Origin of the sequence: Dawidia soli, from assembly GCF_018598185.1 — a bacterium.
GTDB lineage: Bacteria > Bacteroidota > Bacteroidia > Cytophagales > Cyclobacteriaceae > Ohtaekwangia > Ohtaekwangia soli.
The window spans coordinates 33,313-48,891 of record NZ_JAHESC010000012.1 but is presented as its reverse complement, the minus strand read 5'-3'; the positions used below and the strand labels follow the sequence as shown (position 1 = coordinate 48,891).

Genomic DNA, 15,579 nt, shown 5'->3' with positions numbered 1-15,579 from the left:
CATCGTTAGGTTAGAGGATCACAATATAGCAAGAAATGCTATACCGCCAAGAAGTTGACAGTGTTAATTGTATCGGGTATATATCCGGTATGGGTGTCGCGATGACCTATATCGTGACCCCTTCCTTCTGGTATTCCTTGGTAATTCCCTTATAAAGGTCTTCCGTCGTCACGACAGCCGCACCGCGCCGTTGTGCCGCAATGGAGCAATACCGCAATACGTTGATGATACTGCCGCCCGTCAATTCAAATTCATGGGCAATGGCCTCCAGGTCGGCCTCGATCTCAAACGGTGAAAAATATTTTCGCCACAAGGCCAGCCGATGTTCCATTCGCGGCTTCGGAAAGAAGACGATGGATTGAAACCGTCGCAGAAACGCCGTATCGATGTTATCCTTGAAATTGGTGGCCAGCACCACCGTGCCGTTGAAGTCTTCAATACGTTGCAATAAATAGCTCACCTGCTGGTTGGCATACTGATCGTTGCTGCTTTGCGTCTGTGTACGCTTGCCAAAAAGCGCGTCGGCCTCATCAAAAAATAGTATCCACTGCTTGTTTTCGGCCATATTGAAGACGTTGGCGAGATTCTTCTCGGTTTCGCCAATGTACTTCGATACTACTGCCGAAAGGTCGACCTGGTATACATCCAGGCCGGCTTCCTGGCCCAGCATGGCGGCTGTCATCGTTTTTCCCGTGCCCGGTGGACCGTAGAACAATACCCGATAACCTTGTTTTAAAAAGGTGCGCAGCCGCGAATCGGCCATGATCGACCTGCCATGCCGGATCCAACCGCGCACGTCCTCCAGCGCCTGTGATGTGTGCTCGTCATAGACGGCGTCCGCAAATGTCAGGGAAGTCGAAAGGCGCTTGGCCGGAAACGATGAAGTATAATGTGGATAATAGGGCCGGCCCTGCGTAAGCAAGGTCAGGTATTCTTTGCTGATGGTGACCGCGCCGCTAAAGATCGGGTCGCCATCCTTTACGTCGGAAAGATGCAGTATATTCTGAGTGTAGAACGGGTGATAGTCGGAAAAATATTCGATCAGCTGGAACCGCTTTTCGAGATTCCGCCCGCACAGCAAAAAGGAAAGCGTTTCACCCGTCGGGATAAACCCACTATGCGCCGTGCCGATAATGCCCCCGAACTCGGTATACCCCCGGTTGAGGTTCTCGTTCTTCAGAAAGAAGATATCAAAGCACACCGGCGCCACATGCACCGCCAGCGCCATCAGCAGGATGACCCGCTCCGGGGTACCAAAGTTGTATTTTTTGATCACATAGGCATAGAACGATTCGTCACCGGATAAATCCGGTGGGGGCAGGCTCGCCATGAAATCGTCGTCGTCCACGCCGCTGAAGTGCTGCTGCAAACGGAACTCGATGATCCTGGTAAGCCACGAAAGATCCTCCCGGATGGTGCCCAGGCTATGGCCGGCAATGTTGCCATCGGTATCGAATTGAAAAGTATTCATTTAGGTTTGGGTTAGCATGAGATCACGGTATTGGTCGGACTGCCAGTTGACGGTCAGGCTTTTTTCCATCCACGAGAGTTTGATCAGGCTGAACGACCAGGGGATCCAGTCCACCAGAATGTCCGCCGACCGGCGTTCAACCGTCAGACTCCAGCCGATATCGTTTTCTTCGAGATGACCCGCCCGCTGCAGGAATGTCTCCCGCAACGAATCAACCGATTTGGATTTGAGCGACGTCCAGTTCTGTAATACGCCCTGCAACAGGCTTTCGGATACTTGTTTCTCGTGGTCGGTCATCACAATCCCCTCGTCCAGCGGGACGTGAAAGTCGACGCCGCACAACAGCTTATACAGCAGGGCGTGGGAGGGCAGCGGAGCGTCCGTGCCGCCGCTGACCAGGTAATGCAGCAAATGAACCGCGCGCAGGGCGAAAGCGTCCGATTTGAAACGATTGTCCTCGGTCATGTCCAGCCGGTTGAAATACATATAAAAGAAGGGCGCCATCAGCACAACGCCCGCGCCCGCTACCGCGATGCGGGCGCCTTTTTCGGGCACAGCGACAGTCCGCTCGGTTTCCGCGTGGGGGTTCGTCAGCGACTGCAGCAGCGACGTCCGCGCACGGGCTGTCAGGTGCGCATGGGCCACCTCCAGGGAGATCGCAAAGTCCCCGACCGTACCGTTTGCTGCTTTGTACTGACGGATTTTTTCCAGCAGTATGTCGGGGCCTTTTATAGTCTTGTGGCGCAGGCCGTGGTCAAATACCGTTTGCGCATATTGAATGGCCGTGATCTTATACCCCGGCCGTTGCAAGAGTAGTTGCAGGAGCGCCCGGCTCGACTGTGAAGCGGTCTCCAGCGGCGTGGGCTTCTCATACAAGGCAGCCAGGAACCTTTCCATACCCCGTCGCCATCGGGTAAACTCGTGCCGGCGTGTGCCGGCCAACGCCCGGATCAGACGGATGGTGATCGACGGGTCCGCGCGCAAGATGTATTCGTCCAACGCGGCGGTATTCATAAAAAGACTTTTCAGCGTCGTGCTCAACCAGGCGGATTCGTGCACGGCGAGGGTTTGCAGCTGCCGCATAAGCGCCGTTTTACCACCCTGGCTTTCCTGCGTATGGACGGGTATAATACCCATGCGAAGATAGGCCACAAACGCCTCTTTAAATGTCAGAGACACGCGGGAGCTGCCATCCGCGCCAGCGCCGACCGGCAAGGCCGAAGAACCCGCAGCGGGTATAGCCGGTGTGACCGGTTGTATACCATCCGTTGTCTCCCCTGGTTGTGAGGCCGCCGTGCGCAAAGAAATGAGAAGCTCCTGCAACGACCAAAACGAACGATCCTCCTGCAACATCGTCGCCGCCGTGGAAAGCATACTGTCGATCCACGCCAATGCGGTAACGTTGATCATCGCTGCGCCATGCCTGGCCAAATGAGCAAGAAAATGGAGCGCTGAAAAAGGATCGGCATGATGAGCCAGGTATTCATACACAACGGAGAACATCGCCTGCAAATGAAGTGTACCGGTCTCATGCAAGGGTACCAGCATTTTTTCCAGCAGCAACAGGACGCGCTTTACAAAGCCGGCTACGGACGGAAACCGAAGAACGATCATCGCCCTGAAAACCGCTGGCGAAAGGGAGGATAAGATCTTTTGCACGATCACCACCTCGTGCCCGGACATCTCCAGTCGTTGAACAAGCAATTCCAGGTGGTTCTCAAGAACAACAGCAAGCGTTTCTGCCGGCGGCTGTGCAGGCGTATACCACCAGGGCCATTGGCCGTATAGCCAATAATGGAGCGTTGCCTCGATTTGCTGCAACGTCTTTATCCGGCTGGTTGTATAGTGAGGCAGCGGCGCATGGGCAGCCGATCCGTGTTCGTGCAACAACGATAGTCCGATCGGGGAGAGCAGCGGTGTTAAACGGCGGTAAGCCTCCGGGCTATCGAGTGCCGCGGCGATTGCCAGGTTATCAGCAGGCCGTGTTTCCGAAAAGTATTGTGCCGTGAGTGTTGTCAAGGTCGCCGCATCGGTCGCGCCGCCGCCAGGTATAAACTTTCCTGTCTTGAGATAATACACGATCACGTCCGCCGTGTCGTATGCCGATGTGGGAGTAATATGCGCTACCGGCGAAGGCACGGCATGCGGCAGTCTGGCTGGTCCCGTGGAGCGTAGCGGTACAGAATGTTCCGCTAAATCATTTCGCCTGGATTCAACGGTGTTGACCAAAGCTTCTAACCATTTTGTAAACGACTGTGCAGGCGGCGAACCTTGCCGTACGCTTCGCAGGAAACCAAAATAGTACCGGTAACTTTTTCGGAGCAACAGGGCATTGTCGCGATAACGGTCGGTAAACGCCAGCCACGCGGGGTATGTGTCATCGTCCTGGTACAGCAACGCAGAAAGATGAAGTACTATCTCAATGTTGGCGTCGAACGCCAGGCTATCGTGGAGAGGCTCCGGATCTCCATGCGATCGGATATAACGTACCAGTGTGGATGGATGCCGGCGATAGAGCGATTGCCAAAGGACGGCTGCCGAGGCCGGCGCCTCGACCGCGGCCGCATGGAGCGCTGCCAGTAGCGCAGGAGTGTCGTCAACCGGTTCGTCCCGTGCACCGACATCGCTTTCGTCAGCAGGGGGAAGTTCCCGTTCAGGCTTAATGTTACGATTCTGGCTATGTCCGGCAGCCGGTGGCGCTATCGTTCGTCCATCGGTGCTGCCAGGGAATACATCATGGGGCACGTCATGATCGGCGTCGGTTCGTTGGGTGATCTGTCCCTCAGCGCCGTGATCTTCCAGCCATTGGGCCAAGACAACTGCGGAGTGATCGAAGGATGTATGTGACAGGAACTCAAAATAATGCCGATGGACTTGTCTCAGTACGTGTTCCTGATGCCGGTAGGGTGCTATAAAGTTTTGCCAGGTGTCATAGGTGGCCTTGTCGTGTCCCAGCGATGACGCGAGACCGGTCAATACATCAAGGTCGGCATCCCGCGCCAGACTGGTGCGCAGCGCAATCCACGGCCATTGCGTTCGCACGTATTGTAATAGAACATTCCGGTGCTGGCGATAGAGTAGTCCCCAGTGCTCCCGTGCCCCGGCTGTATCCCGGGTAGTGATCGCCCGTACAAGCATCGTCAGGGGAAGACTGTCTTCCCCTGCGGGCGGGGAAGATCCCGGTATGATCGGAACATCGGATACCTGCGCCACTACGTCATCACTGCGTAGAAGGGGAGTGGCTCCACGGAGGATCTGCAGGATGAGCTTCTGCGTTCCAATCGCATAGCGCGCAGGATGTAGTGTCTTAAACGCAAGGGAAAATATACTCCGCGCAGGTCCAACGTTTTCAGATAGTACTCCCGTTTCCAAAAGGCTCTGGTATTGAAACGGCGCGAGAATGCTCAAAAGCCGATGGAGCTGCGCGAACGAAAGGGTCTCGGCGAGCACCGGCCAAAACGAGGCGTTTACGTCAGCTTCATAGAATAAGGCAAAGACCGCCGTCTCGTCGTCCAGCGCGGTATCCCAGAACGCGTCGATCACGCTCGGATGCTGGAGCGCTGGTATTTTTGTTACTACAGGAGCGATGCCATGGCGGATCATCTCTGCTAGAATCGACTTCCAATGTAACGTTGCAGACACCGCCGCGGCGTCGATCCGTAACCGCAGGGGAATGATATCGCCGGCAGGAACAAGTGCGGCCAGCAGCCGGTCAACCTCCTGCATCATATACCGCTGAAACCTTTCCGGGCTCCAGGGTTCATGGCCGTGCCGGCGCAAAAATTCGAAGTACAAAAACGGAAGCTGGTTCAATAGATCTTCCCGCGCCGGAATATCCGCCACCGCCCCGCGCACGCGGGTTTGAAAAGCGATCCAGTCGGCGTACGCCGGGTGTTTGGAAACCAGGGGCTCAACAGGCGCGTCGGATGATACCGCAACGTATTGACGGAACGTCCTCAGCCCCTCGTGCGGGGCCTCCGGGTGGCTGTTGTCCTCACGCGCGGAGAATCCCTCCAGGAAACCGACTATCCTGGTTCGGGCCGCAGTAGCGGTATCATTCGGGGTATCGAGCTTGCCGAACGCGTCCACGATCACATCCGGCACAAAGCGCACTCCCTGCAGCGCATAGCGGGACATCAGGTACTCGTATATAATTCCCTCGCGTACCAAAAGCGTGGACGCATGGAGATACTGCAACAAAGCGATCTTGTCGGCAAGCGTAGGGAGAGAGGTTTTTCCGAGGGAAAATTCGAGGACCTGCTCCCACAGCGCCCATTCTGCCAACGCGTCGGCGACGCTGCCGGACGCGGACAAAATAGTTTTCAAGGTCTCTGCGGAAAGCGTTTCAGCCAGGCGTAGACGGAAGGTAGGGCTGCGCAGCAGCGTTGCCATATACTGCGTCACCTTCTCGCTGTTCCAGGCAAAGAGATACAACATCAGTGCTTCCAGGTCTGCCGCCTGGAGGTAGTGTGCTTCCCGGGGAAAGTATCCGTATTGGTAATAGAACCGAACAATAACAAACGCATGGACATCCGGCTGTTTTGCCGCAATATCCGCAGTGTGTCGGAGGTTGGATGCGATGGCGTCAATCGGCCGTACGGAGGCATCGCGTCTTATTTCCCGATCGCGAGGTAATGCGTGCTGCAGATCCGGATGGCGCTGTAGTGCCGGGAATAGGAGCTGCTTGAGTCGCTCAAATGTCAGACTGCTTTTGTCGTGAGTACTGATCAGATCAAGATACCGACCATGCAGGGTATGCAGTACACTGTCCGGTAGAATGACACCGCGCGCCAGATAGGATTTCTCTATTGTCCCTACAACGGCCTGCCACTGCGCGTAGCTGCCGTGCGCCAGGCCCATGGATCTTGCGATGGCACGCAATGCCGGCAGGTCCAATCGCCCGACGATGCCATGACGAAGGACGGGAGTGTTTCTCAAAGCCTGCAACACATCCCGGAGGTCAGGAGAAGATGCTGTCGTGTGGACGATGCCAGACGCCCGGAGCGGGGTAGCGGTTGTTGTATCGACGGAACGATCGAAGTGCGGCCCGGTGAATAATAACACAGCAGCATGATCATGGGAAGACGTTGTGGCAGCCCGAAGGTATACCTCCTGGAGCTTTGTCTTGCCCGCGGCGGAAGGTTCGGTGAGGTATTGTAAAAGAAGCAACTTGCCAGGAGGGGTATGTTTCCAGGTGGAAATCCCGTCTACGTCCAATCCCGCAATCCAATCCAACCACGGTCTCACCGAAATATTGACGACCGGTAAGAGGTACGCTACTTTGAGGAGCGTGTTATACTGCAGGCTCTCCGTGAGGTTGACCTGAAAGTCGCGCGATCCGATCCGCCGCGATAAGTAACGGGTTAACAGCGGTGCATCGGTGTCGGCGAGATGGTTTACCAGCATGTCGATGTCGGTCGCCTGCAAAGCTTCAAATGCACGCGGATAGCGCCGGTACCTGAAGTAATGGGCGAGGATGAAAAGTACTTTCTGAGGGGTAACGGCAGGCCAACGCAGGGGAGCATCCATATACCAGCGTGAACCGTCCGGCAAGTCCTGCCACAATTCATTGTAGGAGCCTGTGAGGGACCGTAAATTACTTTCGTCGACACGATGATATACCTGTTTTTCAAGTGTACTTGATTCAACCAGGCTTCGTGCTGGCGGCGATGGGATAACCGCCGGATCGCTGGCCAGGTGCTTGAGCTCGGCGGATAATAGAGCGACAAGCCGCTCGGTCAGTTTGCGGATAAAATCGCGGCGCGGGACCGTGCCCAGGTCCAGGTGAATTTTAGAAAGGTGTATATCCTGCTGGCCGGGGATCTGCTGATCGAATACCGCGAGGATCGCATCCAGGATGCGCGGCTTTTCCTGTGCGAGGAGTCTTACGACTTCCAGGTTATTTTCCCGAGGAAGTGTAATTTGTAACGTGCATTTTTCAATGCGGTGCCGGGATAACATTTCAAGTCAAGCCGATAAAGATGATGACTATACCGGCGCATGTTGAGCTTTAGCACCCATAACGTCCGCCTCGCGTTCCAGTGCCGGATCGTCGTTGACAGCCACATCGTCTACGGTGATCGTAGGCGCCACACGTCCTTGTTTTTGCTGCACCACGTGCCATGCCTCGTGTGGGAGGTGCTGTTCCTGACCCGGGGCAACGTGAATATCGGTTCCCTGCGCATAGGCGTGCGCATTGAGCTGTGCCGGCCTGGACGAGCCATAATGAACGCGAACGTCGTCCAGCGCTATACCTGACAAGGCCTCCGTGCCCGCTTTTAAGGTATCGGGCAGCCCGGTATCATTACCTTTTTTCTGCGCTACCAACGCATGGCTCGTCGTGGACGTGCCATCCTTCTGTTTTGTCTGGCTGGTTCCGGCTGCTGCAGAGAGTTCTTCCTCTTCCAGGGGGGCGGCGATTTCGTCCCGTTGCAATACCTTGCCCAACAGTTGTCGCTGCGCGACCATCGCCGGGCTCTCGTTCACCAGCCGTTGCATCTTCTGCAGGGCATGATTTGTTTTTCCCGGCAAGCTGATCTGCTGCGCCACACTTCGGCGCGGGGTGGTTTTTTCCGATCCGGTCTTTTCGTGAAGGAAGGTTGACATACTGGTCAGGCTTAATGTTAGGCAACTAATGAATAACGCATATAAACTACTGAGAATAAATGAATATACCAAGACTCAATCCACGAGCCTGGCTTTCAGATCCGGCATGGGCATATTCTTATCGAACGGGAACATAGGTCGCTGAATACGTTTAAAGGGGAGGCGCTCCAGGTCCTGATCCACGCCCCCGGGTGTTAATGCCATAATCCAATCGGCGCGCATATCATATAATTCGGGCACGAGGTATCCGAGTTTGACCACCACGATATCCGTCGTGCGCGGATTCAGCCCCAGGCGGGTGAAGTCAGCCTCATGATGATACGGCTTCCGCTTTTTGGTGACGATCACCCGGGCACTTCCGATCTGAACGACCACTTCCGTCTCGGCATGCTCATCACCCTGTACAATTGCTTTCACCGTGCCGCGCAGGAATACCGGCGGTGCATACCGGTTGTCGACGGCAGCACCGGCCACGCCTTCGACCTTCCCGCCAATACCGGCCTTCACCGCCTTCTCTACAAACTCCGGTCCCGGCAGGGCCGCATAGATCAGCGACGGGCCCTTTTCCGATTTGAACTCCGGACGCTTCAGGATCTCCGTTAACGTCCAGGTAACATCACCGGCACCGCCCGCGGTGGGATTGTCGCCCATGTCACTGATCATGAAAGGATGTTTATCACTCTTCACGGCTTTATCAAGACTCTCTTGCAGGGTGCCCACCGGCGCAATAAAATCGAACTGGTCTCGGACGTCCCAAAAGTTTTTGGCCAGGCGTTCCGCCGTCGCGGTAACAACGGCCTGGTCGTCGCCGACAACCATGACCACGGCATGATTACGCGGCTCGTCGGCCCAGGCATAGCCGATCCAGATAGCGGCATCGACGACACCCGGTTGGGCCGCTGCGGGAGCAACCTGCGCGTACAGACTTTTACCCGGCTCTACACGCGTGCTGGTCTTTTCACCGGGCAACAATATAGGAACGGAGACATACGCCTTGAACGGCGGCTTACCCTTGCCACTTTCCAGCCGCGACAGCAGGTTGTCAACAGCGCGTTTGTCTGATTGCACGGCATCTTCGTGGGGCGCCATGCGATAGCAGGTGATCAGATCGCTGTTTTGCGCCAGGCGCCAGGACACGTTGCCGTGCAAGTCCATCGATGTGGAAATAAGGGTTTGGGGGCCGACAACTTCGCGTACGCGGATTATCATATCACCTTCCGGGTCATCGAGGCCCACGACGCTCATCGCGCCGTGAATGTCGAAGAAAAGACCGTCATAGGGAAGATTCTTGCGAAGGCTGTCCAGCATTTTGGTCATGAGGGATTCATAGGCTTCGCGCGTCACGATCCCGCCGGGTATGGCCTTGCCGATCAACGCAGGAAACCAGCGTGCCCGTTTGAAGTCCGCCGAGTCGGGAGACAGGAATTCATACGATGATAAGACCGCCTTGCCCACCTTGGCATGAAAGGCATCTTCGTGCGTTTGCGCCGGAGAGAAGGTGCTCGACTCAATACCGAGCCCTGCAATCGCAATGCGGGGAAGTTCTTGTGGTGTTGCTTCGTTGTTCTTCGATGGGGTGCAGCGGGCAAGCATCGTGACCGCCAGCAGGATGCAAAAAACGGGGAGTGATCTCATTTTACAGGCTTTACAGTCAAAATATAGTATAACTTTGACGCTGCTGCAACAGAAAATATATCACGCCACAACGGAATGCAAAACAGCGATGTTACTCGCCGTTTGCCTTTATGTGTTTTTAATCATCGAAGGTAGCGATCATGGGGCGATCCGTTATTGGAAGATCGTAACCGTAGATTGAAAGTGCGCTATCGTAATATGTCTCAGCCGCGTGATACCGTCCGCCGCGTACCCGATCCGGGTTTGCGATTGCCCCGGGCGGTTGTCCGTAATGTCTATGGTCACGTTCTCAAAACCGGGCGTAATAGCAAAGTCGCCGGCGTTGATGAGGATCGCGCTGGAGGTGGGGTCCTTGCGGATCCAAACCGTTGTAAACTCAACCTTTTCAGTAGGAGAAGACAAAGATGCAAGTGTGCTTTCGATGCCGGCCAGGCTGATGCCACAGACAGCGATCACAATAAAGAAGATTTTACGTTTCATGGTCTGGGTGGGTTAGATAAGTGTTTTCCCCCGTTCTGTAGAATTTTGGGGTGCTCCGTACGGCGACGTGAAGGTAGCTTCCAGGATTTCCCAGATGTTGACAAAAGTTTACGTTTTCGGGAGTGTTTTTAGTACTGACAGAATGCCCGGAGGTGCTTATGATCACGGGCAGGCATTCTTTTTTAGGAAATAAAACCGACACTTTAAAGCCTTATCAATCATGGACGCACCCATCACATCAGAAATCAACATCGAAACCGGACTGGTATTGAAAGAAATCGCTACTGGAAAACTCTTCGTAGTAGGTGAGCGCTTGAAATTCGGGACGGACGTGGCAGGGGAGGACACCTGGAGAATAATACCTGCAAATGCCGCAAGCGCAGACCGTTCACCATTGGTATTGACGCGGAACGAGCTCTCGGAAAGATATTTTGCCGAGATCGAAGAATAACGCGCGTACGCCGCAGGCACGTCCCAAACCACCCTCGCGGTTGTCCTTTTCACACCCCCTGTCCGGCATCGGTTTGAAGTAAATTTGTTTAACACAAAAATCAACACCGTATGCAAAAGATCACCCCACATTTATGGTTTGACAAAGAGGCGAAGGAAGCAGCCCAGTTCTATACATCGGTTTTCCCTTCGTCGAAGATCAACAGCGTAACGACCCTGCGCGATACACCGTCCGGTGACTGCGACGTCGTTTCGTTCGAGCTCGCCGGACAGTCCTTCATGTCCATCAGCGCCGGACCGTACTTTAAGTTTACACCCGCCATATCGTTTATGGTAGCGTGCAAGACAAAAGACGAAGTCGATTCGTTCTGGAAGAAGCTGAACGAAGGCGGCCAGGCATTGATGCCACTGGATCAATATCCTTTCAGCGAACGGTACGGCTGGACACAAGACAAGTACGGCCTCTCGTGGCAGATCATGCATTACCCGGGCGAGATCAAACAAAAGATCACCCCGGTGCTCATGTTCGTAGGCGAGGTGGCCGGCAAGGCTGAAGAAGCCATGCGGTTTTATACCTCGCTTTTTAAAGACAGCAGCATCGGCGATATCATGCGGTATGGCAACGACAAGGCGCCGGACCCGGAAGGCACCGTGGCGTATGCTTCGTTCAACCTGGCCGGACAAGAATTCGGCGCCATGGACAGCGCCCACGAGCATCACTTTAACTTCAACGAAGCCGTCTCCCTGATGGTACATTGCAAAGACCAGCAGGAGATCGACCACTATTGGGAAAAGATGTCCGCCGTGCCCGAAGCAGAACAATGCGGATGGCTGAAAGACAGGTTCGGCGTCTCGTGGCAGATCACGCCCGCCTCCATGGAGCAGATGATGACCGACAAGGATCCCGCGCGCGCGGCCCGCGTAACCCAGGCGTTTTTGAAAATGAAGAAGTTCGACCTGGCAGAACTGGAACGGGCGTATAGGGGAGAGGTCGGCGTGCCGTCATAAGAACAACGTCAACCCGTATGACAAAAAAAAGCCCTCTGTCGTAGAGGGCTTTTTCATGATGGCAGTATACTCTTTTAAGCCTGCGGTGCGTCGTTGGTGTCGTCACCGATGGTGCGCACGGTAGGCGGTTCGGTTTTGCGTTTAAACCATTTCCAGGCAGCGGTGAACAAGCCCATGACGGCAAGGCCGATCAGCTTGGCGTTTTTCAACAGGAGTGCAAAGAAGCCGGCCTTGGCCAACACCTTGCCGGCCACGAGGCCGCCGATCGTCCAGGCAGCCACCTCGTCGATGTCCGGATCGAAGTCCGAATATTTTTGGCCATCCGCATAGGTGAATGATGATAGTACCGGGTCGATATTGGCCTGCACATCCGGCAGCTCGTGCATCAGCGCGACGGCGTTCAGGACAACTACGCCTTTACGACCCAGGATCCGTACATTGTAGTTCAGCGTATGCTCAACGTCAACGCTATCGCCAAACTGGATCTCCTTCGCCCAGTGCAGTACTTTCTTGTCGGCATCATAGTAAGGTTTCGCCGCCCACCCGATCATGTACATCGGGTCATAGCCCGCTTCCCGGCGGGATTGGTTGATCTCCGGTTCTTCCTTGTGGATCTCTTGCAGCATCTCGTCATAATCGATTTCGTCGGCATCGTCGTCCTTTACATACCCCATTCCATCGTAGGTAATGATGAATGCCCAGGCGTCGTTGGTAATGGCCATGTTTTCAGGCACGATCATGCCCAGCGTACCGCTGCCACCGGGGTTGCCCCACAGATCATGGATCACAAACCGGGCTTGCGCGGAATCGAGATAACGAAATCCTTTGGGAACTTGCAGCGTGCCGATGTCACCCAGTTTAATTTCGCCGGTCTGATACTGAAAGGATGCTTCCAGGCTATCCAGAAACGTATTGGTGCTGTCAGATCCGCCGCTATACGCGGCGAATGCCGGCATCATGAAAATGGCTGCCAGCAAGGTTAGAAGAGGTTTTCTCATGTGGTAGGTATTGCCTGTCGAAGGAAGATATTCCCGCGCAGAAACGGAAACCAAAGTAAGTTTTTCAACCAAAAGCCATATTACGGAAACCCCGTCCTCTTGTAGCAATAACGTTACCGGCTCACTCGTGCTTCAGGGTATCGACCGGATTCTTCATGGCTGCTTTCAGCACCTGGAAACTGATGGTCACCGCGGCAATGAGCAGTACCAGCAGCAACGGAACAACAAATTGAACCCATCCCGGCGTAACGCGGTACGCATATCCCTGCAGCCAGTTCTGCATGCCGAAATACGCGATCGGTATCGACAGGACCGCAGCGACCAGCACCAATCTGACAAAGTCGGCAGACAGTAGCGAAACGATATGGACCACGGACGCACCGAGCACCTTGCGGATGCCGATCTCCTTTGTGCGCTGCATAGCCGTATAGGAAGACAGACCGATAAGCCCTAAACAAGCCACGATGATGGCAAGCCCGGTAAAGATGCCGATGATCTGTCCGAAACGCATGTCGTCCGTATATTGGCGGTTGTAGCGGTCTTTCAGAAAGAAGTATTCGAACGAGTTGCCGGGAAAATACTTCTTATAGATCCCCTCGATCGAAGCGAGAACATGCTTGGTGTCCTCTGTTTTTATTTTGATGGAAGTGTCTGCAAAGGTGCTATAGACGGGCATCAGGATCATAGCCTCGATCGGGTTCTTCAGCGATTCCTGGTGAAAGTCGTTGAATACGCCGACGATCGTCCACGTGTGCTCATCGTCCGTGAGCTCTTTCCCGACAGCGTCCTCGGGGTTATCAATTCCCAGCAGCCGGACTGCTTTTACATTGAGCATGACCGAACGGATGGCGTCATAGTTGACCTGGTGGTCGGTCGGCAGGAATCCACGGCCCGCCGCCAGCGAAACATGGTAGGTCGTTACAAAGTGATGATCGGCCCCGAGGTAGCTCATCGTATATTTAGCCGACGTCTGCTCTTTCAGGTGCAGGTCAAAGCCCCGCGCCAGCCTGTCGCCCGGCAGGTTGCCGGAGGTAGCGGCGCTTTCCACACCGTCGACCTGGAGCAGCGCATGCTTATAATCCTCTACACGTTGCACAAAGCTGGAGTCCCATGTCGCCAGCTCGGGTGCGCTCACCACCACCGTATTATCGATGACCATGCCGAGGTCCATGTCGTTGATATAGTTCAATTGCTTGGACACGATGATCGTGCCCGTGATCAACGCCGCCGAAGAAGTGAACTGGACAATGACCAATGCCTTGCGCAGAAAGTTACCGCGCCCGGACCGCTGGAACTTTCCCTTCAGCACCGTGACAGGCTGATAAGAGGAGAGGACCAATGCCGGATAGAACCCCGACACCAGCGCGCCCACCAACAGGAAGGCGGCAACACCGATCAGGGTTTGCGCGTCGGTGGTCTGGATCACCTGCCACAACGAAAGATCGTTGCCGGTGATCGTGTTAAACGATGCCTGTAACAGTTGTACCAGTACTAACGCTGCCCCAAAGGAGAGGCTTGTGATAATAAGAGACTCCAGGATAAACTGTTTAATGAGTTGTGATTTGAGCGCGCCCATCACCTTGCGGAGCCCAACTTCCTTGGCGCGGTCGAGCGCGCGTGAAGTAGTGAGGTTGATATAGTTGATCCACGCGATCAGCAGGATGAACAAGGCCACGATCAGCATCGCCCATACCGCTTTGCCACTGGCTACCTTGGCAATATCATACTCGTAGTGGGAGTACAGATGGGCATCGCGCAACGGCTGCAGATAAAACTTCTCGACGCTGCCCGACACTTTATCCCCCTGGAAATAACGATCGCTGAAGGCGTCAAACTTGGCTTCCAGCTGCTTGTAGTCCACGCCGGGTTTCAGCACCAGGTAGTGCCGCATGTCCGACCACGTCCAGCTGTTGTCCGCATCGGACTTGGTCACCTGGATCAGCGTCGCGTACGACATCAGCACATCAAATTGGATGTGCGAGTTGGCGGGAACATCCTGGCAGACGCCGGTTACAGTATAGGGCACCTTGTCCAACCCCCAGTAAAATGTCTTCCCGATCATCGCCGTATAATCGGTACGCAGTGCCGGAAAATAGCGCCTGGCGGCGTGCTCCGTCAGCACAGCCGAGAACGGTTCTTTCAACGCCGAAACCCGATCGCCCGCCAGCATCGAAAAGGAAAATACCGAGAAGAAGTGCTCATCGGCGAAATGAGAATCCCCGCCGCGAAAATGCTGATCATCGATCCGGATATTCAGGCCGAAGCCGGGCATCAGCCGCGTATACTCTTCGATCTCCGGAAAGTCGCGCGCCATCGCGGGCCCGATCGTCGGATACGTGATCGTGCCATGCTGGATTAGCTTACCCTGCTGAAACCGGTCGTTTGTCACGCGGTACGTACGATCGATCTTCGCATGAAATGTATCATAGCTCAGCTCATAACGAACAAATTGAAAAATGAGCAGACAAGCCGCCAGCCCAATACCAAGTCCCAAAATGTTGATGCCCGAGAATACCTTGTTCTTGAGCACATTGCGAAGAGCGATGGTTAAATAGTTGCGCAGCATACGGGTATATTTAGAATACTTAAAGTATGATTATTATTGGGATAAGGCAAATGAATGAGAGTTGTTCTTTATCGCATGTGTTCCGTTTCGTACAACCAAGCTTCCGGCGCTCGTCGCCGGTCAATCTCTGGTACCGGTCGCAGGTATGCGTTAGCCCCAGCCTCTTAACTCTACCCAACCCTGAAAGGTGTAACGCAATAGCCTGGTCCAGAGCTCTAGCGGAAGACCGGGAAACAACACAGACGCTACAGCAGCCATGAAAGGGCGCAATAAGTGGGTACAGGCATTTAGCCCTGAAGGGGCGTAACAAATCAGCCCAGGCAAAAGGCCTGGGGTATAGTATGGATACAGGCATTTAGCCCTGT

At 54.7% G+C, this 15,579-nt stretch carries 9 protein-coding genes; 2 read left to right on the top strand and 7 right to left on the bottom strand.

Annotated elements, in window-relative coordinates; genetic code table 11:
• Nucleotides 1-106 precede the first annotated feature (106 nt).
• The 5 genes from KK078_RS10220 to KK078_RS10200 all read right to left on the bottom strand — a co-directional run bounded on the left by KK078_RS10220 (nt 107) and on the right by KK078_RS10200 (nt 10,192).
• Nucleotides 107-1,471, bottom strand: a complete 1,365-nt coding sequence (locus KK078_RS10220) for an ATP-binding protein (RefSeq protein ID WP_254090168.1) — start codon at nt 1,469-1,471, stop codon at nt 107-109.
• Nucleotides 1,472-7,432 (bottom strand): contractile injection system tape measure protein, encoded by a 5,961-nt coding sequence (locus KK078_RS10215; RefSeq protein WP_254090167.1) that lies wholly within the window; start codon nt 7,430-7,432, stop codon nt 1,472-1,474.
• A 27-nt stretch (nt 7,433-7,459) separates the two neighbouring features.
• The gene (locus KK078_RS10210) at nt 7,460-8,077 is read right to left on the bottom strand and encodes an eCIS core domain-containing protein (protein WP_254090166.1); all 618 of its coding nucleotides are present in this window, start codon (nt 8,075-8,077) and stop codon (nt 7,460-7,462) included.
• 75 nt (nt 8,078-8,152) lie between these two features.
• On the bottom strand, nt 8,153-9,670 hold the full coding sequence (locus KK078_RS10205) for a M81 family metallopeptidase (RefSeq protein WP_254090245.1): 1,518 nt from the start codon (nt 9,668-9,670) through the stop codon (nt 8,153-8,155).
• A gap of 195 nt (nt 9,671-9,865) precedes the next feature.
• Nucleotides 9,866-10,192, bottom strand: a complete 327-nt coding sequence (locus tag KK078_RS10200; protein ID WP_254090165.1) for a hypothetical protein — start codon at nt 10,190-10,192, stop codon at nt 9,866-9,868.
• 220 nt (nt 10,193-10,412) lie between these two features.
• On the opposite strand from KK078_RS10200, the gene KK078_RS10195 reads away from it, so the two are divergent.
• Both KK078_RS10195 and KK078_RS10190 read left to right on the top strand, forming a co-directional pair.
• Nucleotides 10,413-10,643: a hypothetical protein gene (locus KK078_RS10195; RefSeq protein ID WP_254090164.1), complete on the top strand. Its 231-nt coding sequence runs from the start codon at nt 10,413-10,415 to the stop codon at nt 10,641-10,643.
• A gap of 110 nt (nt 10,644-10,753) precedes the next feature.
• Nucleotides 10,754-11,650: a VOC family protein gene (locus KK078_RS10190; RefSeq protein WP_254090163.1), complete on the top strand. Its 897-nt coding sequence runs from the start codon at nt 10,754-10,756 to the stop codon at nt 11,648-11,650.
• A 74-nt stretch (nt 11,651-11,724) separates the two neighbouring features.
• Here KK078_RS10190 and KK078_RS10185 read toward each other — a convergent pair whose 3' ends face one another.
• Nucleotides 11,725-12,648, bottom strand: a complete 924-nt coding sequence (locus tag KK078_RS10185) for a DUF2167 domain-containing protein (protein ID WP_254090162.1) — start codon at nt 12,646-12,648, stop codon at nt 11,725-11,727.
• Between the two features lie 121 nt (nt 12,649-12,769).
• Nucleotides 12,770-15,214: an ABC transporter permease gene (locus tag KK078_RS10180; protein ID WP_254090161.1), complete on the bottom strand. Its 2,445-nt coding sequence runs from the start codon at nt 15,212-15,214 to the stop codon at nt 12,770-12,772.
• Between the last annotated feature and the right edge of the window lie 365 nt (nt 15,215-15,579).